Origin of the sequence: Gillisia marina, from assembly GCF_000258765.1 — a bacterium.
Lineage (GTDB): Bacteria > Bacteroidota > Bacteroidia > Flavobacteriales > Flavobacteriaceae > Gillisia > Gillisia marina.
The window spans coordinates 1-24,985 of record NZ_AJLT01000002.1; the positions used below are offsets into that span (position 1 = coordinate 1).

The window sequence follows — 24,985 nt, forward strand, 5'->3', positions numbered from 1 at the left end:
AAAAAAGAGTTAAGATCTGGTAAGATTTTAAATTGGTAATAGAAAAGGGCCGCAGCAATGTTGGCCCTTTTTCTTTGGCTGCGTCCGCCAGAAAAGGCGGTCGGGCTATCCGCTAAAGTCCCAATTGCAAAAAAGCAATCGGGAGCTACCGCTGCTATCCCTCGCAGAATTTCGAATCAGCGTTTTCGCGATTAAAAAAATCTCATCTTTGCTATAATCATTCATTCCCAATAGATCACTCCCCAAGGTCGAGATGACATCACCTTGTTCCCTGAATCGTAATGTGACTCTTACCACTTATAACTAGGGATTAATGAATATAAATCTAAAATCAAAATTTTATAAGATTATTAGTACCGCATCAAAAATCAATATTTTGCTATCTGTATTCTGGATTTTCAAACTCCCATCGAAAACCATCATCCCAGGCTTCTCTGGAATTTCCATAACTCGGATAGCCACCTTGCTCCTTAAGCGTAGATGCCAAATGAAGCAAATTATACGTCATAAAGGTTGTGTTCTTATTTTTGAAATCTGAATCTGTACCCAATGGTGGAGAAAGTTTCTTTCCCTTCCATTCTGTATCACCGGAACTAGGTCCAGGACCCACTTCTCCAATCCAACCTGCATCTGCTTGAGGAGGAATAGAATAACCTAAGTGTTGTAAATCATATAAAACCCCCATTGCACAATGTTTTACTCCATCTCCGTTACCTGTAATTATGGTGCCACCAACTTTTCCGTAAAAAAGATATTGGCCTTTATCATTGATCATTCCGCCCATTACATATAAACGTTCAATAAGTTTTTGTGCTATAGACGATTTCTCACCTAAGCATATAGGAGTTCCTACAATTAAGATATCTGCAGAAAATATTTTCTTAAAGAGTTCTGGCCATTCATCTTTGTCCCAACCGTGTTCTTTCATATCTGGTTGAACTCCGGTCGCTACTTCATGATCTATTAAACGAATTTCTTCAACGGTAACATTTTCCTTTTACATGATAGATTTGGAAACCTGAAAAAGACTATCTGTATGGCTTTTCTCTGGTGATCTCTTTAAGGTACAGTTTACAAATACTGCTTTAAGATTATTAAAATTTCTGGTTTTCATATTCCTTTGAGCCTTGTTCATTCTTAAAATGTTTTATGGGATAAATTCTACATGAAAAAAATTAAGCACTAGAGCTAAAAATAGAGAAATGGCAGCAATTTTATAGTGAGACTTTCACAGCATACCCATTAAAGGGATTTTAGATTTTAAAATTTAAACCTCTGTGAAATTAAATTCTACAAAAACAAAAAGGCCTAATTTATAAGTTAGACCTTTTCTATAGATAGTATTTTAACTTAAAAATTATAACTTGGCATCTTTAAGAGCTTCTTTAAATTCTTCGGTAGTGAATATATGGCTAGTAATCATCCGTAAGTTCATTAACGCAGCTTTAAAAGTATCTAAGCCTGGTAATTTAGCACTTCCGCTGGCATCGGCAATTACCGCTACTTCAAAACCTTCTTCTAATAATTGACGGGTGTGGGATTCCAGACACAGGTTTGTAGACATTCCCGCCATCAGCACTTTGTCTATTTTATATTTTCTTAATTGTAGACTAAGGTCATTATTCTGTGGACCGTATAATTTGTGAGGATTACATAAAATTATATTATCCTTTTCTAAGTATTGCTTGAATTCATCTAAAAAATCTGCTCCAGAATTTTCAAAACCTTCCATGTCTAACATGCCTTTTCGCTTATACATTTCTTTAGAATGCATAAACTTTTCTAGAGCTCCTCCAAATTTCCATCCCTTATCTGTTGGGAAAAAATAATGTGGGGAAATAAACACTTTTATACCATGCTCTTGGGCAAGTTTAAAAACTTGGCTCATATTTTCTATGGTATTATTTTCCTTTACACTCTCTTTTACAATCGGCCAAGCTACTCCATCAGTCCTTAAGAAATCATTCTGAGGATCTGTGATTACAATCGCTGTGTTTTTATCAATTTCAAATCCAGGATCTGGAATTCCTGCTTCTTTCGCTGCTTTTATAACATCCCATTCACTACTTTTCATAATACTTCAAATTTTAATAATTACAACTTCATCCTTACTTAGGATGGCTTCAAGTAAAAATAGAACAGATTCTAAAAACTATTTGTCAAAAAATTGACGTTAGTCGCTTAATTAACAGGATATACTGAAAGCTTTAACAATTTCATGAGGAGTTTAAAATAATAGACTCACGGGTAAATGACATAAACTTATTAGGGTGTCATTCTATCCCGAGCTTTCTAGATATTTAGCATCTCAATTTCCATAAGACAATTAAAACTAATGGAGATCTTAACTTAAATTAACAAGTAATTTGAAAATGAATAATGATATTATATATTTTCAAATATTGATGTAATATTTATGAAGATTCAAGTTTTTCTAAATTCAGAACTCGAATACTTGTTCTATCATAATCTATAATGCGATGCTTTTTTAAATCACTAAAGACACTGGAAACTTCTTGCCTGTTAGTAGAAGTAAGTTTCGCAATCTTGTCATGAGTAAGATAATTAATTATTCTAAAAACTCCATTGTTATTTTCCGAAGTTTTTACGCTGATTTTAAGAAATTCAATAATTCGTTGCTGGTTACTTTTAAAGGTTAAGTCTTCCAATCTTCTTTGAGTTTGCTCTAATCTTTCTTCTAGGAGCTGACTAAATTTAAAATTTAGCAAAGGCTCCTGAAGTAATAGTTCTTTCATTTTATCCTCCTTCATAATGCAGAGAAAAACCTTGTCTTCAGCAATTGCGGCTTCATTTCGAACATCGCTTCCCATAACCGAAGCTTCCCCAAAAATTTCCCCTGGATTTAAAATATTTAAAATGAATTCTTTTCCTTTTTTATTGAATTTTGAAATGCGAATTCGGCCCTCTTTTAAGAAATAAATACTGTGGGCAAGATCATCCTGAAAATACACCACTTCATCTTTTTCTATAGTTTTCATTTCGGTATTCTGGTGAATAATCTTTTTTTCAGCCATACCAAGTTCGAGAAAAAAATTAAAATTTTCTAAGTGCCAGATTTTTAGATTTTGATCCATATTCTTATTTGTGCTTGTCTTTTATTTGATATTAATTAAAAATAGGTTTTTAATCTTATAATTCATATTTATGACTCATAAATAAAGTTGGGTGCTTCCCGGAAAAATATTTAAAATTTTATTTTGCAGACAGTTGTAATCTGATGATTTTGAACCTAATATGTAATTTCGAAGGAGCTTTTCGAGACCGAGAAATCTCTTTTTTCACATAAACACTCTGTTGAGATCTCTCACTATGTTCGAGATGACAAAGAATTTAATAAATACTACTTTTAAATTCATACCCCAAAACCTCATTGAGATTTAAAGAATTTATCTTTTTTCCTTTAGATTCCGAATCCTCATCAAAACTCATAACAGCCATACCTTTTTCCTTCGCTTTTCTAGAATAATACTCTTTCCGTGTGGGATGTTCCGGATAGACTCCGTGAAAGATTTCTCCCCAAGCTTCTTTTTCTATGATTGCTTCTATGATTCCGATACAATCATCCAAATGAATCAAATTTACAGGTCCTTCGGGATCTTTGAGCTCAGATTTTCCGGCAAGATAATTCACAGGATGTCTTCCCGGACCTAGTAGGCCGCCAAAACGAAGAATACTTGTCTCAAATTTTTCTGAAGCTTTCAGCAATTCCTCTGTTTCAATTAATTGCTTTGCATTTTCAGCAGTGCCATTTGGAGCATCTTTTTCAGTATACGTTGGCAAATCATTTCTATCCTTAAATACAGAAGTTGCACTTACAAAAAGCACTTTTTCGACCCCAGATTTTTCTATGTAAGATTTAAGTCGGTTTATTTTTGCTACAAAATTCACTTTGGGATCCTTTCTTAGTCCCGGTGGGATATCGATGATCAATATTTCAGAATTCCCTAAAAATGAAGAAATATCTCCTTGCACTCCTTCTTCAAAAAGCTGAATTTCATAAGGCACTATTCCTTCTGCCCTAAGAGCACTCAATTTATCCCGGCTTGTGGTTGAGCCGTGTATAACATGGCCTGCTTCAATCAATCTCTTTGCTAGCGGTAATCCTAGCCAACCACATCCTAATATGGAAATATTCATTTTAATTTAATTTTTTAATACACGTTTCGGCAAATCGAATTGCTAATCACTCTTCTACAAGCTCAGAGTGACACTATTTTATGTTTCAAAATTAATATGTCAGACTGTTCCTATTGCGATCGGGATGTCAAAATCTTTTTTCCCATTATTCTACTTTAAGTGTCTTTTTAATAATCACAGCATCATTCAATGCAAACGGCTTAGGCATTTTAGATTTGTCCCTCTTTTTTACATTTAAGTCCGGATTATCCAAAAGATCATAACTGCTTTCATATAGCACAATTTCCGGAGGCGTATTCTTAGTCGTAAAATTGATTATCAAGGTATCCGAATTGGCAGCATGATAGGTAAGCAACCTATCGTTCCATCGATTTTTAAAGACATGATAACTCTCTTCACCAACTCTCATTGATTTTGCTTCCAACCCATTCACAGTGAATCCTTCAAAATTATAGGAACTGTTTACATACAATTCCATCCTATTTACCTTTCTATTGGGAGCAATCTTTAAAGAATAACTTTGAGATCTACTAAGTGAATCTTCGCTTTTTACTATTTTATAAATGATTCCCGGAATAGCAATCTTCACAACTGGTGCCGTTGCGCTATACTTAAAACCAGAGCCATATTTACTTTCAAAAGCATTATCTGTGACTTCAGATTTTCCAAGATTATCTCCAAAATAGGCTTTATTCCAGTCGTCTAATTTAGAATCGTAGGAATTCCAACTTGCAGTATTATTGTCTTCATCTAAAATATACACCAAACTATCCGGACGTGGTCTTTCTTCATTAAAATCTGACTTGAAATGGGCGATTACAAGCATCGTGATTGCTACTAGTCCCAATAATATAGCAAGCGATTTTTTAGACTTAAAATATCCAAATACGGGTAGAAATAATGTGAATAATAAAACTGTAAGGATTCCGGCTACAAAAAGAATCTTAAGGCCTAAAGCCACAGGAAAACTAGAGACAAAAGGAAGAATCAAAACCAGTGCCGGTAAGCTTAGTAATAGCATCAAGAATAAATTCGGTCGTTTTTGACGAATCATCACCCAGAGTTGAAGTATTCCAAAAAATCCCGGAATTATAAAATAAGCGGCACCTTTTAAGTAAAAAGCCGTTAGTGTACAAATTAGCAACCAAAAGAAAAGCGGAAATACAAAAACACTTGCTTGATCCTTTGCCTTGCTCACAAAGTGGTAAGTATAAAAACTTATGGCTAGGCTGAAAAATATCCCAAAGGCTATATAATAATAGCCGTTATAGGTGAAACCATTTATCATTTCAGCATATCCTGGGTAGATTATTTGGCAAAGTTTCCAGAAAAGAAACACTAAAAAACCGGAACCTAATAAGCTTATAAAAAATGGAAGGGTTCCTTTTAAAATGCCTTTTAGCAAAAGTTTTCTTGTAGAAACGCCATATACTAAAACTGCAAAAAATAATAGAAAACCTAGAATTAACATGGGTAAGATCCAAGAAAAAGGATAGCTAATCATTTCTCCCATTGGCAAATTGAAATAGATAAGATCTTCATCTGATTCAAAATTGGTAAGATTAGCATCTTTAAAATAGGTAAGCAATGGCATAAGATAACTGCCTTGATGTGCTAGCGTTTCTTTATCTAAATTAACAGTAACATCATTCGCAGTATGATAGTCGAAATGATCGTCTATAAAGCGAAATTGAAGCCGTTAATATTGCCTTGTTCTCGTAATACAGTTAGATCGGTATCATTAGGCAACATTTTATAAATGCTATATGCCAAGGAATTTGTAACCGGAAATTCAGGATGTGCTTTGACAAAACCCTCAATGAGTTTTGAGTTTCCACTATTGGTTTCCAAGAGCATAAAAGAATTTCCTCCGCTTCCACGAGCTTCAAAATTCAGTGCCAATCCTACTTCTTTGGCCCAAGGATGTTCATTTACAAATAACTCGGCACCGTTTAATCCGAGTTCTTCGGCATCTGTAAACAAAATAATAATATCATTTTTAGGGATATCCCCTTCAGCTAACAAAGCTCTTACTCCTTCTAAGACAGTTGCAACTCCACTCCCCGCATCGCTTGCTCCAAAAGAGGAATGTCCGGCAGAATCGTAATGAGACATCAATAAAAGGGCTTTTCCATCTCCACTGCCCGGAATTCTTGCCAAAATATTTTGAGGTCGGGTAAGCATTCCTCTATCCGTTAAACTATAACCTTCCTGAGTTTGTACTTCCAGCCCGAGATCCTGTAGCGTTTTTACAATATAATTTCGAACGATACTATGTGCCGGGCTACCCACGAAATGTGGCTTTTTAGAAATGGCTTCCACATGTTTAAATGCTCTGGTTGTAGAAAACTCGGTAGGAGGCATATCTGTTTCAGAAATAGCTCTAGGCATGCTAGAATAAAATAGAAACCAGATAATCCCAGATAAAAGAATGAGTATTAAGAGTGGAGATAATTTTTTCAACATAATTGAGAGAAGTATTGGTGGTTTAAATATAAATAAGATAAGCTGAAAAAAATAAATTTATGTCTCCGGTTTCAAAAGCCTGCGAAATTGATTATATTAAGTGGTTAGTAATCAAAAAATTAAGGCTATGGGAATTAAAAGTTTTCAAGGAAGAAGGGCGGAGCCCGAAAAGATACAGAGTGCGCCAATTTTAGTTAAAGATTATATGTCTCATTCGCTAATTACCTTTAAAAAAGATGATCCGGTTATAAATGTGATCCAGGCACTTATGAAATATAAGATTTCCGGAGCTCCTGTGGTAAACGATCAAAATGAACTTATTGGAGTAATTTCTGATGGGGATTGTATGAAACAAATTTCCGAAAGCAGGTATTATAATATGCCTATTGGAGATAGAAGGGTGGAAGAATTTATGGAAACCAATGTGCCCACTATAGACAAAAATGTGAATATTTTTGATTGTGCATCGCTTTTCCATAGACATGGATGTAGAAGGTTTCCAATTATAGAAAACGGAAAATTAATTGGACAAATTAGCAGAAAAGATATTTTGTATGCCGCTATAAAATTAAGAGCGCAAAACTGGCATAGCTAATTTCGCTTCACCAATGCATAATAATCGCTTTCTAATGGCAAATATCCTTGATCGTAAATAAAATAATATACCGTCCCAGCCTTGGTAGTGTAGATACTTGTGAAATATTCAAAATTAAAGCCTTTTGAAATTAGCTTAGCTTTGGTGACTTTGGTTTTATCTGTTGGGTTTAATTCCTGAAGAATCCTGTAATTCTTACGAAGTAAATTATTTACATTCCGAACAAGGTTTGTGGAATCCTTATTCATCTTGTTATTATGGGCATTCCGACAATAGTCGCTGCAGAATTTTTTATCTGTTCTCCCAACAATTTTTTCTCCGCATTCCGGACACGCTTTTTGCATGATTTAAATATAAGAAAAAGAGTTTTAATAGTTTAGAGAGCAATAAGTATGTTCATAAAGAAAATATAATGTTTCCTAGTAATGTCAGGTTGAGCGGAGTCGAAACCTCATTTTAAATTCAAAAGTTCTCGACTACGCTCGAACAGACACAACCAGATGTTTTAACTTAGTGGGCAGCGATAAAATTGAACTATGAAAAAAACTTAGTTTTAGATGTGCTATTGAATATTATTCTTTTTTTTGTTTGAAGTAGGTATCTATACTTATTAAATTACCATTTTTCAATTCACAGTTTTTGTTCATCCCCTCAAACGTCCAGTCCATTTTTTCCAAAGCTCTTTTACAATTCAAATTTTCAGATTCTACAAGGCCTTCGATTCTCTCGAGTTCTAATTTTTTGAAACCATACTCACAAATTAAGGGCATAGCTTCCTGCATATAACCTTTCCCCCCAAAATTCAGGCAATAACCAAAATCCGATTTCCGCTTTTTTCAGATCTTTAGAGAGATCATTAAATCCGCCGGCTCCTAGAAATTCATTTGTTTCAGAATTAAAAATCGCCCACCATTTACCGGTTTCATTTTTTTCCAAATCTTGAAACCAAATCATTTGCTCTTCTGTAGCTTCAAAAGTTTTAAAACTGATTCCGTAATATTTTATAACCTCTGGATGAGACAAGCCTCGGAAAATATTTTCCTGATCTGCTGCAGTGATGGATCGTAGTTCTATTCTAGAATCTGTTTTCATAAATTGTAATTCTTCAAAATAATCCTATTTCTTAAATTCCCAATAATAAAAATTATGAAGCTTATCTAAAATAAAATCTGTTTTAGGGTAGAGATTGTTGCCTATAGTATTCGATTTTTCGGTCTCTAGCATCAAGCCCACAGAATTGGTAGTGACGGCAAGAACTTTGGCTCTCTCGATTAATCGAACTCCCAATTGCTTTCCTCTTGCTTCAGGAGATACAAAAAGATCATTTAAAAGCCAGGTGCGCTTTAATTGCGTGGAAGAAAACCGGGGATATAATTGTACAAACCCCAATAACGTATCTTGTTCTTCAGCAACAAAAATCTTAGAGTCTTGGAAAGTCAAGCGATCTTTTATAAAATCTCGTGCGCCTTCAATATTTGAGCTTTGTCTATAAAAAACTCTATAGGCATCAAACAACAAACTTAGTTCTTTGAGATCATCTTCAACAGCCTCACGTATTTTCATGTAGATATTATTTTCTTCAATTTAAGTTTTAAAACCAACATTTAGAAAACACCGCTTCAGAAATTTATTTTCACATATATTTTTTGTAAATTATTGATTCAAATTTTTTGTCTCTCCTCCCATCCTCCCCCGCCGAGGATTTTTTGTTTTCGAAAAATTAAGCAATCTTAAAACTATTCGTTATGAGAAAACAAGTTTATCAATTCGCGCTTCTAGCTTTAATCCTTTCTGTGGTATTAGTAAGTTGGAACAAACCTTTAAAAAACAATCTAAAAAAGCAAAAAAATAAACTTACGTCAAAGTCTCCGCTTCAAACAAAGACAAAATCCTTAATATATCATAAGGTGAATGATTACGGGGTTTGGAAAAAGGCTTTCGATGATTTCTTACCTCAACGTGAAAAGAACGGAGAGCTAAGCTATGAAGTTGGTGTTTTAGAAGATGATCCTAATACCGTATATGTTTTTAATACATGGAAGTCTCAAGATCATTACAAACAATTCATGGAAAATGAGGAGTTAAAAGAGAAAATGGATGAAGCCGGAGTTACAGAACCGCCTACTTTTCTTCTTCTGAACAAATTGGAAGGCACTAAAATGCTGAATAAAAAAATCACCGGAATCATCTATCACGAAATTGAAGATTATGATAAATGGAAACGCGTTTTTGATGATTTTGAAAGAACTCGGAAAGAGTTTAAAGAGGTGAGTTATGAAGTGGGAACGATCAATGGCGATTCCAAGATGATTTATGTGATGAACCAATGGAATAATTTACAGGATTATAAAACATTCGTGAACGATGCAAAATTAAAAGAAGCAATGAACCATGCCGGAGTAATTGGAAAACCGATATTCCTAGTTTTTAATCCGAAGGAGAAAGGTTAATATAAAATTGTGGCTGTCTAGAATTTATAGTTTGAAGAAAATGAAAGAGCATTAAGAGGTTATTTATAATTATAGGGTATTGATTTCTAACATTTATCCTTCCTTAATTTCTTAAAAACTCTTACAAAGTACCGAACATATAATTTTAGGCAGCTTTTTTAAAGCTACTAATCGATTACAAATCTTCAATTTTTCGCTGATTAATCTTCGGTTTTTAAACTGTCGTAATACGTTCCTCGAATTTTTGGTCCGTTGATGAAAGCTTTTTCTGCAGCAGCATCTGTAATATATTCTGATGTTAAATTTTCATCGGCTACGATTTCTTCTTTGCTACTTCCTGCTTTCATCGCTGACATTACATTTCTTTTTATTCCTTCTAGCATATTCAAGTACTTTTTGTAATCTGAATACGTAGCTAAAGGCCCATGCCCCGGAATAATTTTAGTGTTTTCGTTGATAAGCATCAAACCTGTTTTTGCCGCTTCGATATCTCCATCTACACTACCTCCACTTTTAAGATCTATATATGGAAACATACCGTTAAAAAAAGTATCACCGGTATGCAGCACATTGCTTTTTGGAAAAAAAATCAGAGCATCCCCATCTGTATGCGCGTTATGTACATGAACCGCCATAATATCCTCTCCATTTAAGTGCAATTGCAACTTACTATCAAAAGTAACTACCGGAAGCCCGGTTCCTTCTGGGTTTTTTTCGTTTTCTTTTAATCGCTTACGAACATTTTCGTGAGCAAGCAGTAAAGTTCCCTCTTTTTCGAAATTGCTATTCCCGCCGGTATGATCTCCGTGATAATGCGTATTGATCAAAAATTTTATTGGCTGGTCACTAATAGTTTTTATAGCCTCGATAATTTTAGGAGTTAGAGGCGCAAATTGGTCATCTATCATAAAAACACCGTCGTCTCCAACAGAAACTCCAATGTTCCCACCTCTTCCCATGAGCATATAAACATTTTCGTTTACAGGAATTACTTCAATTTTAACCTCGCTCATATCTTGAAAAGCAAATAGAGATGTTGAAGCGAATAAACTTAATACGAATAGAAAACTGGACTTTATCATGGTTTAATTTTTTTTCCTGTTTGTCCGTAAAGTATCCTAAATTGAAAAAGGAGGTCATTCTGTCCCGACGCTTCGGGAGTTTCAGAATCTCATCATATAAATATCTATATATTATTGAGACCCTGAAATAAATTCAGGGTGACGAAAGTACTATTAGGACAACAATCGGATATTGATATTTTTTTGTTCTTTAATTACAATTTAGGGAAAATCTACTCGTAATCAAGATTTTAAATTATTAAGAAATTGAAAAATACTTTCAAAATATAATTCCGGCTGCTCTATCCAGCCATAATGTGCACTTTTATCTAATATCACTAAAGTAGAATTACTGAATAATTTATGTATTTTTTCAGCTAATTCTATCGGAATTATATCATGAGCTCCCTGAATTATTAATACAGGTTTGGTGTAATTCTTTAAAGCCGGCTTGCAGTCGAAATTAATAGCTTGCATATTTCTATGCACCAATCCGTTAATTTCCATGTTCCCTTGAGTTAGTCGCTTTGCAACCGTTGACACATATTCTTTTTTGTATAAATAGGCAGGAGCAAGATATTTACCTCTTTGGAGTTTGGCTACATAAGAAGTGTCTCAACGAGCTATTTTTCTATTCCAATAATTTAAAGAATCTCGGTTCTCATCACTCAATCGGGCTGTAATATTTAATGTTGAAAAAAGCTCCAGATCTATTCCCCCAGAAGAAGAAAGAATAAGTCCTTTTGTGTATTCCGGATAGTTAGCAGCATAATGAGAAGCCAACATGCCACCAAAAGAATGTCCTAAAATCACCCAGTTGTCTATTTTTAGAAATTCGCGAATTGTCTCAATATCCTCAAGCATTTTATCCATAGTCATAGTGGATGCATCGATATTTTCCATTTTAGACTCTCCGGTTCCACGCTGATCGTAAATTATAGCCAGATTGTTCTTTCCAAGTTTTTCTGCTAACGGACGAAAACCCTCGCTACTCATTCCCGGACCACCATTTATTATGAGAATTGGTTCTCCTGCCCCATAAGTGGTTAAATGAATGATGTTTTCACCATCTTGTATGTAATGTTCTTCTTGAGCCAGCAAGCCGCTAGAGATTAAAAGGCTAAGTAATACTATAAGAATTCTCATTTTTCTGTTTTTTCTGTGGAAGAAATTTTTATTTGAATAAGCGTTGCCTGCGATGCAGCACATAATTTTTCTACGCCATCTTTCACTGCGAAAACATCGGCTCTACAAATAGTAAGAGTTCTTCCAGATTTTAAGACATTGGCTTTTGCAACAAGTTTTTCTCCCACTCCTGGAGACATTAAGTTCAACTTAAATTCTACTGCAAGGACAGCAGCATCTTCTTCCATTAGTGAAAAAGCTGCATATCCCGTAGCGTTATCTGCCAGTGTACTGATAATACCTGCGTGAAAAAAGCCGTTTTGCTGGGTGAGTTCCTCTTTATAAGGCAAATGAATTTCGCAAAAACCAGGTTTCACCTCAACTAATGTCGCCCCAATAAAATCCATGAATTTTTGAGCATTGAAGCTGTCTGTTACTTTTTGTTTGTAGTTCGCTGTTTTGGGTTTAAATTCCATTTTTCAGAATTAAATAAAAAAAATTGTGTATCCGTTGTGCGTCCTGTAAGACACTTGAACTTCTCGTCACCCTGTCCCGATGTTTTCGGGATTGAGTCAGGGTCTTTTTTAAGCTTATTAAGATGCTGAAACAAGTTCAGCATGACGATAATACTTAATATTGCTAGTTGGCACTAAAATCAAATTCCTTTGGCGGGGTTGCGCCCATTAAATGAGTGACAAAATAATCCCATCGCTTGCGCATCATATAATCACTGTCTTCCCCAAACCCATGTCTGGCATTCGGAAAAATTACCAAATCGAAATCCTTATTAGCCTTTACCAAAGCATCTACCACTAAATAAGTGTTGTAAGGTGGTACATTGTCGTCCATCCCACCATGTGCGAACATTAGTTTCCCTTGTAAGTTCTTAGCCAAAATAGCATTCGCCTGATTATCGTAATTCGATTTTCCTTCAGCATCTACCTTCATTAGTCCTATATACCGCTCTCCCCAATCATCTTCATAATTTCGACTATCATGATTCCCAGATTCAGAAATACCCACTTTATAGAATTCCGGATATTTAAACATCGCTGCAGCGGTAGCAAATCCTCCTCCGGAGTGACCCCAAATTCCAACGCGATCTAGATCTAAATATCCATATTTTTCAGCCAATTGCTTAATTCCAGACATTTGATCTTTTAAAGTATTGTCGGCCATATTTCCATAGCATGCATCATGAAAAGCTTTGGATCTTCCAGGATTACAAGACCCGTCTATCACTACAACGATAAATCCTAATTCTGCCAATGCTTGATGATCTCTTCGAGCCGGAGCAAAAGACCTGCTCCCTACTCCACCACCTTGAGGACCCGGATAGATATAATTTACCACGGGATATTTCTTGGTTTCATCCAAATTGGATGGCGTAAACATCAAGCCATATAGATCCCATTTTTCGTTGCCGGATTTCACTTTTACATTTATTGGTGCTTTCCATCCAGATTCTTCTAGTTTAGAAATATCGGTTTTTTCCAGTTCTGTAATTAGTTTACCATTTATATTTCTAAGTAAAGTAACCTGTGGCGTGTCCGGTTTAGAAAATGTATCTACGAAATATGTTGCATCTGGAGATAAGGAAATGCTATGATTGCCATCTTCAGGAGTTAAAAGCTTTAGATTCTTACCCGAGAAATTGATGCTGTAAAAATGACTGTAATAGGGATCACGGCCCTTCTCTTTCCCATTTGCTAGGAAGAATAATTTTCGTTTTTTCTCGTCTACTTTCAGCAATTGAGTAACCACAAAATCTCCCTTTGTGATCTGATTCTGTAGCTCTCCTGATTTTAAATCGTATAAATACAAATGTCCCCAATTGTCTCTTTCAGAATACCAGATAATTTCCTCAGATTTTGGTAAAAATCGCCAGTTGATGCTGCCTTGTCCAGATTCGTATTGAGTTGCTACTTCTTCAGAAAAAACCTTTTTCACCGTTCCGGTATTAGCATCGGCAATTCGTAAGTCTGCTTTTTTATGATCTCTGGAAGTAGAAACAAAAACCAATTTACTGGCATCATTATTCCACTGATTATCGTCGAAACTGCCATCGCAAGAAATATCGTCGCATAAAGTTCCTCTTCTGGGATCCGGAGGTAATTGCAGTCTGATTACTTTTGGAATAGCTACTTCAATAATCACTTTATGAATACGAATAATATCCTCGTCTTCAGGCAATGGATATTTCCAACTCTGCAGTTTTGGCGCTCCCACATTGGTAGAAACCAAATACATGTCGCTCACATGCCGCTGATCTTGCTGATAGGTAGCGATCTTTTTAGAATCTGGCGACCATAATAAAATTGGTTTTTCGCTCTTTCTCCAACCCGCATTATCTGTTGCATATCCAAAATTCTCGATGCCGTCTTTAGTAAGTTGCACCTCTTCTCCGGATTTCAAATCACGCACCCAAAGATTCCAATCTTTAATAAAAGCGGCTTTCTGGCCATCTGGAGAAGCAACTTCTTTTCGAGTATTTACTTTAATTAGAGAAGAGTCTTGGGAGGTAGTTCCCATTAATTCCCCTCTATTTTCAAAAGTTGTTTTCTTGCCAGACTTTGGGTCTACAGATACAAAGCTCATTTTACCTGCATTATAAAGCTGGTAATACAAATTCCCGTTTCCCAACCAATCAGATTGAAGAACCATATTCCCAATTAAAGGATAAACATTGGAGGGCAAGAATTTCGCAGCTGCCTTATAATCTGCTGTAGTAAGTATTTTTTGATCGCTCTGTTGAGCAATTGAAGCACTACAAATAAATAAGAATACAAACAGCGCATACAGGTTTCTAAATGTCATATTTTAATTTTTTTTTTGAAATTATAAATTATTCTATAAATAGCTCACCAATTAGGTAAGTTCTCGCGTTTCCTCTAATTAATACCCGCTCACCAAGATCCTCGCAGTCCAAAATTCCTTTTCTTTCTGAAAGTTGAATCGCGCTTAATTTTGTTTTTTGAAGTTTTTCGCTCCAGTACGGAATTAGCGTGCAATGCGCCGAGCCAGTTACAGGATCTTCTAAAATGGAGGCTTGAGGTGTAAAGAATCTTGAAACAAAATCCACTTTAGAACCTTTTGCAGTTACAATTACTCCTCCGGTTCCCAGATTGATCTTATCGAAATAAGTACGATCTATTTTCAGGTTTTTAATCTCCTCTTCAGTATCATAAACCAGCATAAAATCCCGGTCTTTATACACCTTTTTTGGCTGAAGGCTTAAAGCCTGCATTATTTCTTCAGGTAATTCTGAAAGCTTAGGTTTTCGAGATGGAAAATTCAGCGTATATCCTTCAGCATTTACATGAACACTAAGCGGTCCAGATAAAGTTTCAAATTTGATCTCTGAAGAAGTATAGTTCAAATGTTTGGAAATAACATGTGCGGTTGCTAAAGTTGCATGCCCGCAAAGATCCATTTCTACTTCAGGAGTAAACCATCTTAAGTGATAAGTATCTTTTTCTTTGATAAAAAAAGCGGTCTCAGCTACCGCATTTTCTTTGGTGATATTCAGAAGTACCTCATCGGGCAACCATTCTTCCAACGGTAAAACACAAGCTGGGTTTCCGGAAAAAATAGCATCTGTAAAAGCATCTATTTGATATATTTTTAGCTTCATTTTTTGATGCACTTATTTCCCTATTATAATTTTATGCTTTTCTAAAAGTCCAGCCACACCTTTCAATGAAAATTTGGCACCCTTCATTTTATTGTTTTCAGGATCTATAGAATAATTTGAGGCCGTTCTAAAATCACATTTTTCGAGGACAGATCTTTCAAAGATCGTATTTTGAAGATCGCAATTTTCAAATTTTACTCCAGATAAATTTGCTTCTGTAAAATCTACTTCTTTCAATTTTGAATTCATCACATAGAAATTATTCAATTTCATCTTGTAGAAAGAAGTGTGGTTTAACTGGCAATTTTCTAAACTAATTTCAAATCCAAAAGGATCGCATTTATCAAAATGAAGTCCGAACATCTTAAAGTTTTCAAACTTCACCTCTTGAAATGAGGTGCCGGAAATGTTTGCGGAACTAAGATTGCAGTCTTTAAAATTGCATTCTGCAAATCGAACATTAGAAATATCCGAATTGGAAAAGTCACAGTCCTCAAAAGTGCACAATTCATAATCGCCTTTAGGTAGTTTTTCTTTTCTAAAATTTACTTTTTTGAAATTTTGTTCTTCTATAAAGGAATCCGCCATTGAACTATTTGATATATTTATAAATCTTTAAAGTTCTAAGATAAAAAAGATATTGGTTGTTTGCAGAATAAGAGTATTTGAAAGTTTGGCCTTGATTAATAAAAAATCTCTTAAAACCGACTAACCTCGAGGCAGAGCTATAGAGGTGTTTTGCCAATTTCTTTTTGAGCTCTAGGCCAAAAACAAAATTTTGTGTTTTACCTCACCCGGAACTGCGAAAAAGTAGTTCCGCCCCCTTCCAAGGAGAGGTGAGGTGGAAACTCCGAGGCAGAGGCGTTGGGGAATTATTTAGATTAAACCTCATGAGGGATTAAATTAACCATTCATCCACAATGATTAAAAAAATTAAAGAATTAGAGAAAATATCACGGCTTTTGGATTCAGGACAGAGCCAAAGAGATAAATGGAATGCAGAGGTTTTAGACTACTCCAACAAATTTATTAATAAACTGAACACTTCCAAAGCCTATTATGCTTCAGAAGAAAATGGGAAAGATATTTACGATCTGGATATTACAGAACAGCCAACAAAATTATCCACACTGTTAGAAAGCACCTCTAAAAATATTGATCAAGTGGGTATAAACCCTGCTTCGGGAGGCCATATGGGATATATTCCAGGCGGGGGTTTGTATCCTTCTGCTCTGGGAGATTATATTGCCGCTGTTAATAATAGGTATGCAGGCGTATTTTTTGCTGCTCCAGGAGCAGTTCGCTTAGAGAACATGCTAATTAGATGGATGTGCAAGTTAATGGGATACCCGGAAACCTCAACAGGGAATTTAACTTCGGGAGGATCTATTGCCAACTTAGTTGCTATTGTAACGGCCAGAGAATCCCATAATCTCAAAGCACGGGATTTTGATAAAGCTGTGATCTATCTTTCAGAACAAGCACACCATTCTATTCAGAAAGCTATCCGAATTGCAGGATTATCTGAAGCACATATAAGATATATTCCTTTAGATGCCGGGTTAAGGCTTTCAGTAAATGAATTGGAAAAAGCGATTACCGAGGATAAAGAGAACGACTTAATCCCATTCTTTATCAATGCCTCCTTCGGAACAACCAATACCGGGGCAATCGATCCTGTAGCCCCGATTGCTGCCATTGCAAAAAAACATAAGCTTTGGTTTCATGTAGATGCAGCTTATGGCGGATTCTTCAAATTAGTTTCTGAAATGAGTTCGAAATTTGAAGGGATAGAAAAAGCCGATTCAATTACACTAGATCCTCATAAAACACTTTTTTTTACCTTTCGGAACTGGTACGATCCTTATGAAAGACAAGGAGAAACTCTTAAAAGCTTATCATTTCTTAGCAGATTATATGCAAGACACGCTTGAGGCCGATGAAGAAATTTCACCGGCAGATATTTCCCCGGAACTAACTAAGCACTTTCGAGGGATGAGAATGTGGTTACCCTTAAAACTATATGGTTTAAAGCCCTTTCGAGCTTCCTTGGAGGAAAAATTATACCTAACTCGTTATCTCTATAATTCAATAAAGCAAATAAAGGGATTTGAAACAGGGCCAGAACCAGAGCTCTCTGTAACAATGTTTAGATATATTCCCACAAACGAAGATGCCAACTCCTTTAATAAAAAACTGATTCAAGCCATCCAAAAAGATGGAAGAATCTTCCTTTCTTCAACCACCGTAAATGGTATATTTTGGATACGAGTTGCAGTTGTAATATTTAGGACCCATTTGGAGCAAATGGATCTGTTACTAAAGATCATTAAAGAAAACGTCGAGGAATTATCAAACTAAAAATAATAGTCAATCCTAACTAGATTAACCCATTGGAACTAGTTCTAAACTTAAGAATTAATTGCCCCTAAAATAAGCTAAGCATTATTTAGTCGTCATTTTTCGAAATCCAAGCGCCTATATTGGAACCAATTTAAATGTCAAACATGGGGGATACTACTCCTATGATTCTAAACTACCAACCCCTAATTTTAATGCCATACGGGCTTGTTGAAAACCGATTAGAGTAAACATAAAATTAAACACAATTAAGATGAGTAAAACGATTGTTGCACGACACAAAGTAGGAGATATTGAAACTTGGCTAAAAGGTCATGACGATAGGGTGTCTTTATTCGCTCCTGCCGTATCCAGTTTTAAAACCTTTCAAGATACCGATGACCCAAAATCTGTAGTGGTGGTTTTTGAAGTTACCGATTTGGATAAATTGAAGTCCATTATTAACGACCCAAAAAACCAAGCTATAAAAGAAAAACACACGGTATTAGAGCCTATTAAAATGTCTATGCCGGTAGAAGCTTAGAAAATGAACCGCTTACATACTTTTAATATTTTATAAGTAGTTGCTTTAATTGCGCTGCAAAAAAATCCTGTGAGCGCAAGATAGCTTGTGTTCGCTTGAGCGTTATTGCCATTTGTTTCTATTAAAAAATGAAGCTACTACTCTTTTTCCTATAATTATATTCAATATCTATTTGAAAAAATAGCACATGAAAGACACCAATAACCCATTTGAAAATTCAGAATTGACCACTATTTTAACGGTATCTAACTTAGAAGATTCAAAAAGATTTTATGTTGACGTTCTTGGCGCAAAAATTTTCAGGGAATATGGTAATGACTCTATAGTACTAGAATTTTTAAATAATTGGATTCTTTTAGTAACTGGAGGAGAACCTACTCCAGATAAACCGGAGGTGTTTTTTAAGCCACCATTAGATAAAAATATTGTTAGCCATTCCTTTACCATCCGTGTAAATGATTGTGAGAAAACTTACGCGTTGCTAAATAAGCGAGGAGCGGAATTCCTAACTCCTCCATTAAGACATGGGCAAGAGACGAGATGCTTTTTTAGAGATCCCGATGGACATTTATTTGAAATAAGTGAATATAGAGAATAATCATAATTTCAAAATCAAGTTGTTTCTATTGACAAGTGTCGCTTTTAAAAGATATCACAAAATATAATAAAATATAAAATACGTCATTGCAAGATTAAATCCTGCATGACTCAAGATTGCGCCATAAATACTCCCCGATCTTTTCTTACAGTAGAAAAATAGTCTACTAGTAAAAAACATAAGAAGCATCCATAAAATTGCTGGAATAAATAAAAGTCTTAAACTTCCAGAGCTATAAATAAGTCCAAAATGAGCTAAATGTACCGTAGCAAAGGCCAGGCTATCAATTACAGATGCTGTGTTTTCTCCAAATTTAGGAACGAAGCTTTCGTGAATAAGTCCGCGATACAACAGCTCTTCGCCTATTGGGCTAAAAGTCATTCCAATAAAAGCGAAAATCGCAAAATAGATATGCCTTCCCGATCCTTCTAAATTTTTCGCAGGAATTGTATAGGAATTGGAAATATAATTAAACCAATTACTAATAGAAGTATCATATAAAACTTGGCCGATAAAAAACACAATTGCACAAATAACGATTCCCAGTAGGGAGGAATATACCAACCAAATATATTTTTCTGGTTTCTTTATTCCAATCTTCCTCCTTCCCTGTTTAGTAAGTAAAATAAAAGGAGTGATCCACATTAAGAGAAAAATGAGCGAGGTAAAATTATAGTTACCAGTTCTGTTAGCTTCCAAAACAAAGAGAAATCTAGGAATTCCAAAAAGGAGAATTAGAACTAAGCCAAATTTCCAATCGAATTTTAATAAGCCTAATTTAATTTTAAACACCTTCATCATTAAATTTTAGGCGCATGTGGATTTTTATATAATAGTAAGGTAATTCCAATTTTGCTAACTAAGTCTATCTTCAAAGATCCTCAACAAAAAAGACTGCATTTTTATTAAGATCATAAAAGCCAAATTCATTTGTATTCCAGGCAGTGTTTAAAATTAACTTATCTTCAGTTACGGTTTTTCTTTCTACAAACTCTTTAAAGATTGCTCCAATATTTTTTACAAAGATCTTAACTACAGAACCGCCTAGAAGAGTATCGTCCGGAGTATCGGCGTGCCATTGCAAATGAATGTAAAGTTCTTCTCTTTTTAATACCGCATACATATCGTCTTTAGAAATCATTTCGAATCCCACATAATCATGATACCATTGTATATCTCTGTATATATCCTGACTTGGAAGTACTAGTGACATTTGTAAAAGCTTTGTCTTCATAATGTCTTGATTTTTTATTTACTCGAGTAACAATTATTCGTAAAATTCTGAAGGATAGCGAACAATCCCGTCAACGCCATATAGTCCTTTTTTAACCAGCTCAATACCCATTGCATTTTCCTCGTGAACTTCAAAAGGAACCGAGATTCCAAAGAGTTTCAACATTTTATAACCAAATTTCGGATAATAATTTTTGTGACCTACCACTATTATAGAATTATATCCGAGTTGCCTTGCAATCGCGTGTGCTTCTGTTATTAATTTACTTCCAATTCCTTTATCCTGAAAATCAGGTAACACACTCACCGGGGCTAGAGCCAAGGAATCGAATGCCTTATCTTTATTAATTATTTTAATTTTAGTTAAAAGAATATGTCCCAAAATTTCCTTCTCAGCTTCTGCAACTAATGATAATTCGGGCGTAAAGGCTGAAGAATCCCTAAGCCTTGTCACTAAATACTGTTCTTTATGATCACTATATTTCTCATTTCTAAAAGCTTTTTCAATAAGATCGAAAACAGCACTGCGATCTTTCTTTACTTCTTGACGGATCTTAATTTTCATCGAATTAATTTAAAAGCTAACGAATATAATCTTATACACTCATGTAAAGTTATATTTTAATGCCCTAATAATTGTACAATATCCGACAACAAACGCTTACAAACGTAAGTAAACGAAAACAAACCTTTCGCAACCGAATACGCCAAAAGTCCTCATATACATTTGTCCTGTTGAAATGAACGAATGATTTTCAACTGCAATAAATTCTATAGTTATGAGCACTTTAAGAAACAAAGTTCAATTGATCGGGAACGTAGGTAATGATCCTGAAATCGTACACCTTGAATCAGGAAAAATTCTGGCAAAATTCACCATGGCCACCAATGAATCTTATAAAAATGCAAAAGGAGAGAAAATTACAGATACCCAATGGCATAACATCGTGGTATGGGGAAAAACCGCCGAAATAGTTGAAAATTATGTTCCAAAAGGAAAAGAAGTGGGAATTGAAGGAAAATTAACTTCCCGCAGCTATGAAGATAAAGAAGGAGTTAAACGTTATGTTACCGAAATCGTTTGTAGTGAATTGCTTCTGTTAGGGAAATAGTTCCGGAAAAAAGAAATTGATTAATTAATATGCTAAAAGCGCCACGAAGTAAATTCTTCTTGGCGCTTTATATTTTATTACTTTATTAAATTCTATAATGCATTATCTATGATCTCTTGAACACTTCAGGGTTTAAAAGGGTGCTAATGTCTCCTAAATTATCAGTGTCTTTATGAGCAATTTTACGCAAGATTCTTCTCATAATTTTCCCGGATCGTGTTTTTGGTAAGCCCACAGTAAATTGAATTTTATCGAGTTTTGCAATAGGCCCAATATGTTCCGTGATAATTTGATTAATCTCCTTTCTTAAATTCTCATGAAGTCTTGATTCTCCCGTTTCTTTCAAAATCACATACCCATAAAGTGCATTTCCCTTCACATCATGTGGGAAACCTACAATTGCCGATTCAGCCACTGCAGGATGTTCATTTATTGCATCTTCAATTGGTGCAGTTCCCAGATTATGACCCGAAACAATGATCACATCATCTACTCTTCCTGTAATTCGGTAATATCCAACGGTATCTCTTAGGGCACCATCTCCGGTGAAATATTTATTTTCGTAGGCCGAAAAATAGGTTTCTTTATAGCGCTTATGATCTCCCCAAATAGTTCTAGCCATTCCCGGCCAAGGAAATTTAATGCATAAGCGTCCATCTACCTGATTCCCTTCGATCTCTTTCCCATGTTCATCCATTAACGCAGGCTGAATTCCCGGTAATGGTAAGGTCGCATAGGTTGGGATCGTTGGTGTTGCATATGGAATAGGAGAGATCATAATCCCTCCTGTTTCGGTTTGCCACCAAGTGTCTACAATCGGACTTTTCTTTTTCCCTACATTATCATTATACCAATGCCAAGCTTCTTCATTAATAGGCTCTCCAACGGTTCCCAGCACTTTGAGCGAGGATAAGTCATGATTTTCTACAAACTCTAATTTCTCTTTCGCTAAAGCTCGAATTGCAGTAGGTGCTGTATAAAATTGGTTCACTTTATGCTTTTCTATGATCTCCCAGAATCGTCCAAAATCGGGATGATTTGGTACTCCTTCAAACATTATGGTGGTCGCTCCATTTGCCAGTGGCCCATAAAGAATATAACTATGCCCGGTAATCCAGCCAATATCGGCCGTGCACCAATACACATCTCCTTCCTTATACTGAAACACATTTTTAAAAGTATAGGCACTATATACCATATATCCCGCTGTGGTATGTAGCATCCCTTTCGGTTTTCCTGTAGATCCGGAAGTGTATAAAATAAACAAAGGGTCTTCCGCATCCATTATTTCAATCACACATTCTTTGCTCGCTTTCTCTAAAAGAGGTTGCAACCAATGATCTCTTCCATCTTTCATATTGATATCAGCATCCGTTCGCTTCACTACCAATACAGATTTAATGGTTGGTGTATTCTCCAAAGCTTCATCTACAATTCCTTTAAGATCGATTGTTTTAGTTCCACGGAAAGAGCCGTCCGAAGTAATCACCATATTGCATTCGCAATCGTTAATTCTGGTAGCTAAAGCGGTTGCTGAAAATCCTGCAAATACAACAGAGTGGATAGCACCAATCCGCGCACATGCTAAAACAGAAACAGCCAATTCAGGAATCATGGGTAAATAAATACACACGCGATCTCCTTTTTTAATTCCCTGCTCCTTTAACACATTTGCAAAAGCACATACTTTTTCGTGCAGCTGCTTATAACTTATATGTTGTGCTTCCTCTGAAGGATCATTTGGCTCGAAAATGATGGCGGTTTTATCTGCTTTTGTAGCTAAATGCCTGTCGATACAATTTTCTGTAATATTTAGTTGTGCTCCTTCAAACCATTTTACTTCCGGTGTAGAAAAGTTCCAATCCAGCACTTTATCCCAAGGTTTTCTCCAAACAAAATGTTCTTCAGCAATCTCTGACCAGAAATTTTCCGGATCCCTCACCGATTTTCTATAGACTTGATAGTATTCTTCCAGATTTTTTTATGTGATAACTACTCATACCGATTTAAAAATTTAATCAGCTTCTAAGATATAGAAATTATAAGAGTATCAACAACCAGAATTCTTTTTATGAGGGAGTTTTGATAGTGTTGCTTATTTAAAAAAAAGATTTTTTGTGCTAGTCGGAAGGTATTGGCGTGCGCCTCAATAATCATTTTAATTTCGGGAGAATAGCCGCCACCCATACTAACCTCTACCGGAATATTTAAATCGTGACAGGTTTGCAATACATACCGATCGCGCTCTTTACATCCATCTATTGTACAACCGAGTTTTCCAAGTTTGTCGGTTGCTAAAATATCTACCCCACTTAAATAAAAGATGAAATCTGGTTTCACTTTATTAATAAGTTCCGGCAGGGTATTTTTTAATACCTCAAGGTAATCTTTATCTCCCGTTTGATCTACCAATTCGATATCCAGATCGGAGGTCTCTTTTCTAAAAGAATAATTATTCTTTCCATGTATTGAAAAGGTGAAAACTGAAGCATCCTCTCGAAAAATCTCTGCAGTTCCGTTTCCCTGATGCACATCGAGATCCACAATCAAGATCTTTTTTATCCCTTTTTTCTTCTGAAGATATCTTGCCGCAATAGCTTGATCGTTTAGCAAACAAAAAGCTTCCCCATGACTTGTGTAGGCATGATGAGTTCCGCCAGCAATGTTCATTGAAATTCCATAGTTCAAAGCGTGGTCGCAAGCTTTCATGGTACCATGTGCAATAATAAGTTCTCGCTGAATTAGCTCTTCGGAAAGGGGAAAACCAATTTTTCGAGCCGCTCGTTTATCTACTGTAAGTTCTAATAAGTCAGCTACATAATCCTGACTGTGAACTGCTAAAACATTGGATATTTTAGGGAGTTCCGGTTCAAAGAAATTTTCCCTGGTGCAAGTTCCCTCATGCAGCAATTGCTTTGGCAGCAACTCATATTTTTCCATTGGGAACCGATGCCCTTCCGGAAGTGGATGTTTAAAGATTGGATGAGCTGCTATTTTAAGCATTAATAGAGTTTCATGTTTTTAACCTCCCTCTCGACTCCGCTCGAGGTGACCAATTCAAAATACAAAATTATATATTTGAAAGATTATTGACCCGTCGACTACGCTCGAGGTGACAAAGATCTGTCAGTTTGAGCGGAGTCGAGAACGATCGGGATCTAAAACTTTTGAATATCGAGAACTTATTATTTATTCCTAAAATGCGAATCATTCCTGCATTCAGCTAAAAGATGTAATAACAAATCATCTTTCTTTGCCAAAGCTCTTTTCTTAACTGCGCTCCACTTTTTTATCTTCTTTTCAAAATAAATAGCCTGATTCACATCATTAAATTCCTGACTAAAAATGAGATTTATGGGTCTTCTTTTATAGGTGAAGCATGTTTTATTTAATCCTGAATTATGTTCTGTTATTCTTCGGGATAGATTATTGGTAATACCTGTATATAATAACATATCTGAACATTCTAGGATATAAACATAATAGAATTTCATAATTAGTCCTAGTTAGTTAATAACCTCTCTCCCGATAATTATCGGGACGTTCGAGGTGACAATAAAAGATTTAACAATACAAATTGCATTCAAGAAAGCCAAAAGACCTCTCGACTCCGCTCGAGGAGACAAAAGCATGTCAGTTCGAGCGTCCCGAAAGCTTTCGGGATCGAGA

28 protein-coding genes and 2 pseudogenes are annotated in these 24,985 nt (G+C 35.5%); 7 read left to right on the top strand and 23 right to left on the bottom strand.

The genetic code is table 11. The features are described 5' to 3' along the window. Window positions 1-379: 379 nt before the first annotated feature. From ON07_RS13950 to ON07_RS17520, 6 genes and pseudogenes are all read right to left on the bottom strand, one after another. Window positions 380-1,114 (bottom strand): annotated as a pseudogene (locus ON07_RS13950) (flavodoxin family protein). Between the two features lie 243 nt (window positions 1,115-1,357). Further along, a complete protein-coding gene (locus ON07_RS00270; RefSeq protein ID WP_010227254.1) occupies window positions 1,358-2,074 on the bottom strand; it encodes a cysteine hydrolase in 717 nt (238 codons plus the stop codon). A 340-nt stretch (window positions 2,075-2,414) separates the two neighbouring features. Beyond that, the gene (locus ON07_RS00275; protein WP_237708806.1) at window positions 2,415-2,999 is read right to left on the bottom strand and encodes a Crp/Fnr family transcriptional regulator; all 585 of its coding nucleotides are present in this window, start codon (window positions 2,997-2,999) and stop codon (window positions 2,415-2,417) included. A 352-nt stretch (window positions 3,000-3,351) separates the two neighbouring features. Next, entirely contained in the window at window positions 3,352-4,158 is an 807-nt protein-coding gene (locus tag ON07_RS00280) for a Rossmann-fold NAD(P)-binding domain-containing protein (protein ID WP_010227257.1), read from the bottom strand. A gap of 145 nt (window positions 4,159-4,303) precedes the next feature. Continuing rightward, window positions 4,304-5,752: a hypothetical protein gene (locus ON07_RS17515; RefSeq protein ID WP_316928045.1), complete on the bottom strand. Its 1,449-nt coding sequence runs from the start codon at window positions 5,750-5,752 to the stop codon at window positions 4,304-4,306. 83 nt (window positions 5,753-5,835) lie between these two features. After that, window positions 5,836-6,624 carry a M20/M25/M40 family metallo-hydrolase gene (locus ON07_RS17520; protein ID WP_316928047.1) on the bottom strand — a complete coding sequence of 263 codons (789 nt, stop codon included), beginning with the start codon at window positions 6,622-6,624 and terminating at the stop codon, window positions 5,836-5,838. Between the two features lie 127 nt (window positions 6,625-6,751). Between ON07_RS17520 and ON07_RS00290 the strand changes: the two genes are divergently transcribed. Further along, entirely contained in the window at window positions 6,752-7,219 is a 468-nt protein-coding gene (locus tag ON07_RS00290) for a CBS domain-containing protein (RefSeq protein ID WP_010227260.1), read from the top strand. On the opposite strand, the gene ON07_RS00295 is transcribed toward ON07_RS00290, so the two are convergent. From ON07_RS00295 to ON07_RS00310, 4 genes are all read right to left on the bottom strand, one after another. Continuing rightward, entirely contained in the window at window positions 7,216-7,563 is a 348-nt protein-coding gene (locus ON07_RS00295; RefSeq protein WP_010227261.1) for a hypothetical protein, read from the bottom strand. The two genes, ON07_RS00290 and ON07_RS00295, sit on opposite strands and share 4 nt — an antisense overlap. Window positions 7,564-7,791: 228 nt before the next feature. Continuing rightward, entirely contained in the window at window positions 7,792-8,001 is a 210-nt protein-coding gene (locus ON07_RS17525) for a GNAT family N-acetyltransferase (protein WP_010227263.1), read from the bottom strand. After that, entirely contained in the window at window positions 7,973-8,311 is a 339-nt protein-coding gene (locus ON07_RS00305; RefSeq protein ID WP_010227264.1) for a GNAT family N-acetyltransferase, read from the bottom strand. The genes ON07_RS17525 and ON07_RS00305 overlap by 29 nt, the downstream gene beginning before the upstream one ends. Window positions 8,312-8,335: 24 nt before the next feature. Continuing rightward, window positions 8,336-8,782, bottom strand: coding sequence for a GNAT family N-acetyltransferase (locus ON07_RS00310; protein ID WP_010227267.1), 447 nt, complete (start codon window positions 8,780-8,782; stop codon window positions 8,336-8,338). 182 nt (window positions 8,783-8,964) lie between these two features. Here ON07_RS00310 and ON07_RS15740 point away from each other — a divergent pair, with 182 nt between their 5' ends. After that, window positions 8,965-9,669 carry a putative quinol monooxygenase gene (locus ON07_RS15740; protein WP_010227269.1) on the top strand — a complete coding sequence of 235 codons (705 nt, stop codon included), beginning with the start codon at window positions 8,965-8,967 and terminating at the stop codon, window positions 9,667-9,669. A gap of 200 nt (window positions 9,670-9,869) precedes the next feature. Here ON07_RS15740 and ON07_RS00320 read toward each other — a convergent pair whose 3' ends face one another. From ON07_RS00320 to ON07_RS00345, 7 genes are all read right to left on the bottom strand, one after another. Continuing rightward, on the bottom strand, window positions 9,870-10,682 hold the full coding sequence (locus tag ON07_RS00320; protein WP_237708807.1) for an MBL fold metallo-hydrolase: 813 nt from the start codon (window positions 10,680-10,682) through the stop codon (window positions 9,870-9,872). Window positions 10,683-10,973: 291 nt separating this feature from the next. Continuing rightward, a complete protein-coding gene (locus tag ON07_RS15745) occupies window positions 10,974-11,273 on the bottom strand; it encodes an alpha/beta fold hydrolase (RefSeq protein ID WP_050915823.1) in 300 nt (99 codons plus the stop codon). Window positions 11,274-11,345: 72 nt separating this feature from the next. Continuing rightward, window positions 11,346-11,876 (bottom strand): alpha/beta fold hydrolase, encoded by a 531-nt coding sequence (locus tag ON07_RS15750; protein ID WP_050915824.1) that lies wholly within the window; start codon window positions 11,874-11,876, stop codon window positions 11,346-11,348. After that, window positions 11,873-12,331 (bottom strand): PaaI family thioesterase, encoded by a 459-nt coding sequence (locus ON07_RS00330; RefSeq protein ID WP_010227272.1) that lies wholly within the window; start codon window positions 12,329-12,331, stop codon window positions 11,873-11,875. Before ON07_RS00330 ends, ON07_RS15750 begins: the two co-directional genes overlap by 4 nt. Before the next feature lie 163 nt (window positions 12,332-12,494). Next, the gene (locus tag ON07_RS00335) at window positions 12,495-14,672 is read right to left on the bottom strand and encodes a S9 family peptidase (RefSeq protein WP_010227274.1); all 2,178 of its coding nucleotides are present in this window, start codon (window positions 14,670-14,672) and stop codon (window positions 12,495-12,497) included. A 28-nt stretch (window positions 14,673-14,700) separates the two neighbouring features. Then, complete coding sequence (locus tag ON07_RS00340) at window positions 14,701-15,489, bottom strand: PhzF family phenazine biosynthesis protein (protein WP_029331261.1); 789 nt, start codon at window positions 15,487-15,489, stop codon at window positions 14,701-14,703. Between the two features lie 12 nt (window positions 15,490-15,501). Then, window positions 15,502-16,077, bottom strand: coding sequence for a pentapeptide repeat-containing protein (locus ON07_RS00345; RefSeq protein ID WP_010227276.1), 576 nt, complete (start codon window positions 16,075-16,077; stop codon window positions 15,502-15,504). A gap of 332 nt (window positions 16,078-16,409) precedes the next feature. On the opposite strand from ON07_RS00345, the gene ON07_RS13965 reads away from it, so the two are divergent. From ON07_RS13965 to ON07_RS00360, 4 genes are all read left to right on the top strand, one after another. Continuing rightward, window positions 16,410-17,423: a pyridoxal phosphate-dependent decarboxylase family protein gene (locus ON07_RS13965; protein ID WP_262486207.1), complete on the top strand. Its 1,014-nt coding sequence runs from the start codon at window positions 16,410-16,412 to the stop codon at window positions 17,421-17,423. Further along, window positions 17,356-17,850, top strand: a complete 495-nt coding sequence (locus ON07_RS17345) for a pyridoxal-dependent decarboxylase (RefSeq protein WP_262486208.1) — start codon at window positions 17,356-17,358, stop codon at window positions 17,848-17,850. The genes ON07_RS13965 and ON07_RS17345 overlap by 68 nt, the downstream gene beginning before the upstream one ends. 253 nt (window positions 17,851-18,103) lie before the next feature. Further along, a complete protein-coding gene (locus ON07_RS00355; protein ID WP_010227277.1) occupies window positions 18,104-18,373 on the top strand; it encodes a hypothetical protein in 270 nt (89 codons plus the stop codon). Between the two features lie 187 nt (window positions 18,374-18,560). Beyond that, window positions 18,561-18,971, top strand: a complete 411-nt coding sequence (locus ON07_RS00360; RefSeq protein WP_010227278.1) for a VOC family protein — start codon at window positions 18,561-18,563, stop codon at window positions 18,969-18,971. A gap of 54 nt (window positions 18,972-19,025) precedes the next feature. Here ON07_RS00360 and ON07_RS00365 read toward each other — a convergent pair whose 3' ends face one another. From ON07_RS00365 to ON07_RS00375, 3 genes are all read right to left on the bottom strand, one after another. After that, the gene (locus ON07_RS00365; RefSeq protein WP_237708808.1) at window positions 19,026-19,769 is read right to left on the bottom strand and encodes a CPBP family intramembrane glutamic endopeptidase; all 744 of its coding nucleotides are present in this window, start codon (window positions 19,767-19,769) and stop codon (window positions 19,026-19,028) included. 73 nt (window positions 19,770-19,842) lie between these two features. After that, window positions 19,843-20,205 (bottom strand): glyoxalase/bleomycin resistance/extradiol dioxygenase family protein, encoded by a 363-nt coding sequence (locus ON07_RS00370; RefSeq protein WP_010227282.1) that lies wholly within the window; start codon window positions 20,203-20,205, stop codon window positions 19,843-19,845. A 33-nt stretch (window positions 20,206-20,238) separates the two neighbouring features. Further along, window positions 20,239-20,769 (bottom strand): GNAT family N-acetyltransferase, encoded by a 531-nt coding sequence (locus ON07_RS00375; RefSeq protein WP_010227285.1) that lies wholly within the window; start codon window positions 20,767-20,769, stop codon window positions 20,239-20,241. Between the two features lie 214 nt (window positions 20,770-20,983). Between ON07_RS00375 and ON07_RS00380 the strand changes: the two genes are divergently transcribed. Next, on the top strand, window positions 20,984-21,316 hold the full coding sequence (locus tag ON07_RS00380) for a single-stranded DNA-binding protein (RefSeq protein ID WP_010227287.1): 333 nt from the start codon (window positions 20,984-20,986) through the stop codon (window positions 21,314-21,316). A gap of 92 nt (window positions 21,317-21,408) precedes the next feature. On the opposite strand, the pseudogene acs reads toward ON07_RS00380, so the two are convergent. From acs to ON07_RS00395, 3 genes and pseudogenes are all read right to left on the bottom strand, one after another. Continuing rightward, window positions 21,409-23,316 (bottom strand): annotated as a pseudogene (gene acs / locus ON07_RS13970) (acetate--CoA ligase). 25 nt (window positions 23,317-23,341) lie between these two features. Continuing rightward, complete coding sequence (locus ON07_RS00390) at window positions 23,342-24,319, bottom strand: histone deacetylase family protein (protein WP_010227291.1); 978 nt, start codon at window positions 24,317-24,319, stop codon at window positions 23,342-23,344. A 182-nt stretch (window positions 24,320-24,501) separates the two neighbouring features. After that, complete coding sequence (locus ON07_RS00395; protein ID WP_010227292.1) at window positions 24,502-24,810, bottom strand: GIY-YIG nuclease family protein; 309 nt, start codon at window positions 24,808-24,810, stop codon at window positions 24,502-24,504. Window positions 24,811-24,985 lie beyond the last annotated feature (175 nt).

Coding starts and splice junctions, on each gene's coding strand:
- ON07_RS00270 (WP_010227254.1), bottom strand. CDS start 2,074: ATGAAAAGTAGTGAATGGGATGTTATAAAAGCAGCGAAAGAAGCAGGA.
- ON07_RS00275 (WP_237708806.1), bottom strand. CDS start 2,999: ATGAAAACTATAGAAAAAGATGAAGTGGTGTATTTTCAGGATGATCTT.
- ON07_RS00280 (WP_010227257.1), bottom strand. CDS start 4,158: ATGAATATTTCCATATTAGGATGTGGTTGGCTAGGATTACCGCTAGCA.
- ON07_RS17515 (WP_316928045.1), bottom strand. CDS start 5,752: ATGCCATTGCTTACCTATTTTAAAGATGCTAATCTTACCAATTTTGAA.
- ON07_RS17520 (WP_316928047.1), bottom strand. CDS start 6,624: ATGTTGAAAAAATTATCTCCACTCTTAATACTCATTCTTTTATCTGGG.
- ON07_RS00290 (WP_010227260.1), top strand. CDS start 6,752: ATGGGAATTAAAAGTTTTCAAGGAAGAAGGGCGGAGCCCGAAAAGATA.
- ON07_RS00295 (WP_010227261.1), bottom strand. CDS start 7,563: ATGCAAAAAGCGTGTCCGGAATGCGGAGAAAAAATTGTTGGGAGAACA.
- ON07_RS17525 (WP_010227263.1), bottom strand. CDS start 8,001: ATGCAGGAAGCTATGCCCTTAATTTGTGAGTATGGTTTCAAAAAATTA.
- ON07_RS00305 (WP_010227264.1), bottom strand. CDS start 8,311: ATGAAAACAGATTCTAGAATAGAACTACGATCCATCACTGCAGCAGAT.
- ON07_RS00310 (WP_010227267.1), bottom strand. CDS start 8,782: ATGAAAATACGTGAGGCTGTTGAAGATGATCTCAAAGAACTAAGTTTG.
- ON07_RS15740 (WP_010227269.1), top strand. CDS start 8,965: ATGAGAAAACAAGTTTATCAATTCGCGCTTCTAGCTTTAATCCTTTCT.
- ON07_RS00320 (WP_237708807.1), bottom strand. CDS start 10,682: ATGAGCGAGGTTAAAATTGAAGTAATTCCTGTAAACGAAAATGTTTAT.
- ON07_RS15750 (WP_050915824.1), bottom strand. CDS start 11,876: ATGAGAATTCTTATAGTATTACTTAGCCTTTTAATCTCTAGCGGCTTG.
- ON07_RS00330 (WP_010227272.1), bottom strand. CDS start 12,331: ATGGAATTTAAACCCAAAACAGCGAACTACAAACAAAAAGTAACAGAC.
- ON07_RS00335 (WP_010227274.1), bottom strand. CDS start 14,672: ATGACATTTAGAAACCTGTATGCGCTGTTTGTATTCTTATTTATTTGT.
- ON07_RS00340 (WP_029331261.1), bottom strand. CDS start 15,489: ATGAAGCTAAAAATATATCAAATAGATGCTTTTACAGATGCTATTTTT.
- ON07_RS00345 (WP_010227276.1), bottom strand. CDS start 16,077: ATGGCGGATTCCTTTATAGAAGAACAAAATTTCAAAAAAGTAAATTTT.
- ON07_RS13965 (WP_262486207.1), top strand. CDS start 16,410: ATGATTAAAAAAATTAAAGAATTAGAGAAAATATCACGGCTTTTGGAT.
- ON07_RS17345 (WP_262486208.1), top strand. CDS start 17,356: ATGAAAGACAAGGAGAAACTCTTAAAAGCTTATCATTTCTTAGCAGAT.
- ON07_RS00355 (WP_010227277.1), top strand. CDS start 18,104: ATGAGTAAAACGATTGTTGCACGACACAAAGTAGGAGATATTGAAACT.
- ON07_RS00360 (WP_010227278.1), top strand. CDS start 18,561: ATGAAAGACACCAATAACCCATTTGAAAATTCAGAATTGACCACTATT.
- ON07_RS00365 (WP_237708808.1), bottom strand. CDS start 19,769: ATGAAGGTGTTTAAAATTAAATTAGGCTTATTAAAATTCGATTGGAAA.
- ON07_RS00370 (WP_010227282.1), bottom strand. CDS start 20,205: ATGAAGACAAAGCTTTTACAAATGTCACTAGTACTTCCAAGTCAGGAT.
- ON07_RS00375 (WP_010227285.1), bottom strand. CDS start 20,769: ATGAAAATTAAGATCCGTCAAGAAGTAAAGAAAGATCGCAGTGCTGTT.
- ON07_RS00380 (WP_010227287.1), top strand. CDS start 20,984: ATGAGCACTTTAAGAAACAAAGTTCAATTGATCGGGAACGTAGGTAAT.
- ON07_RS00390 (WP_010227291.1), bottom strand. CDS start 24,319: ATGCTTAAAATAGCAGCTCATCCAATCTTTAAACATCCACTTCCGGAA.
- ON07_RS00395 (WP_010227292.1), bottom strand. CDS start 24,810: ATGAAATTCTATTATGTTTATATCCTAGAATGTTCAGATATGTTATTA.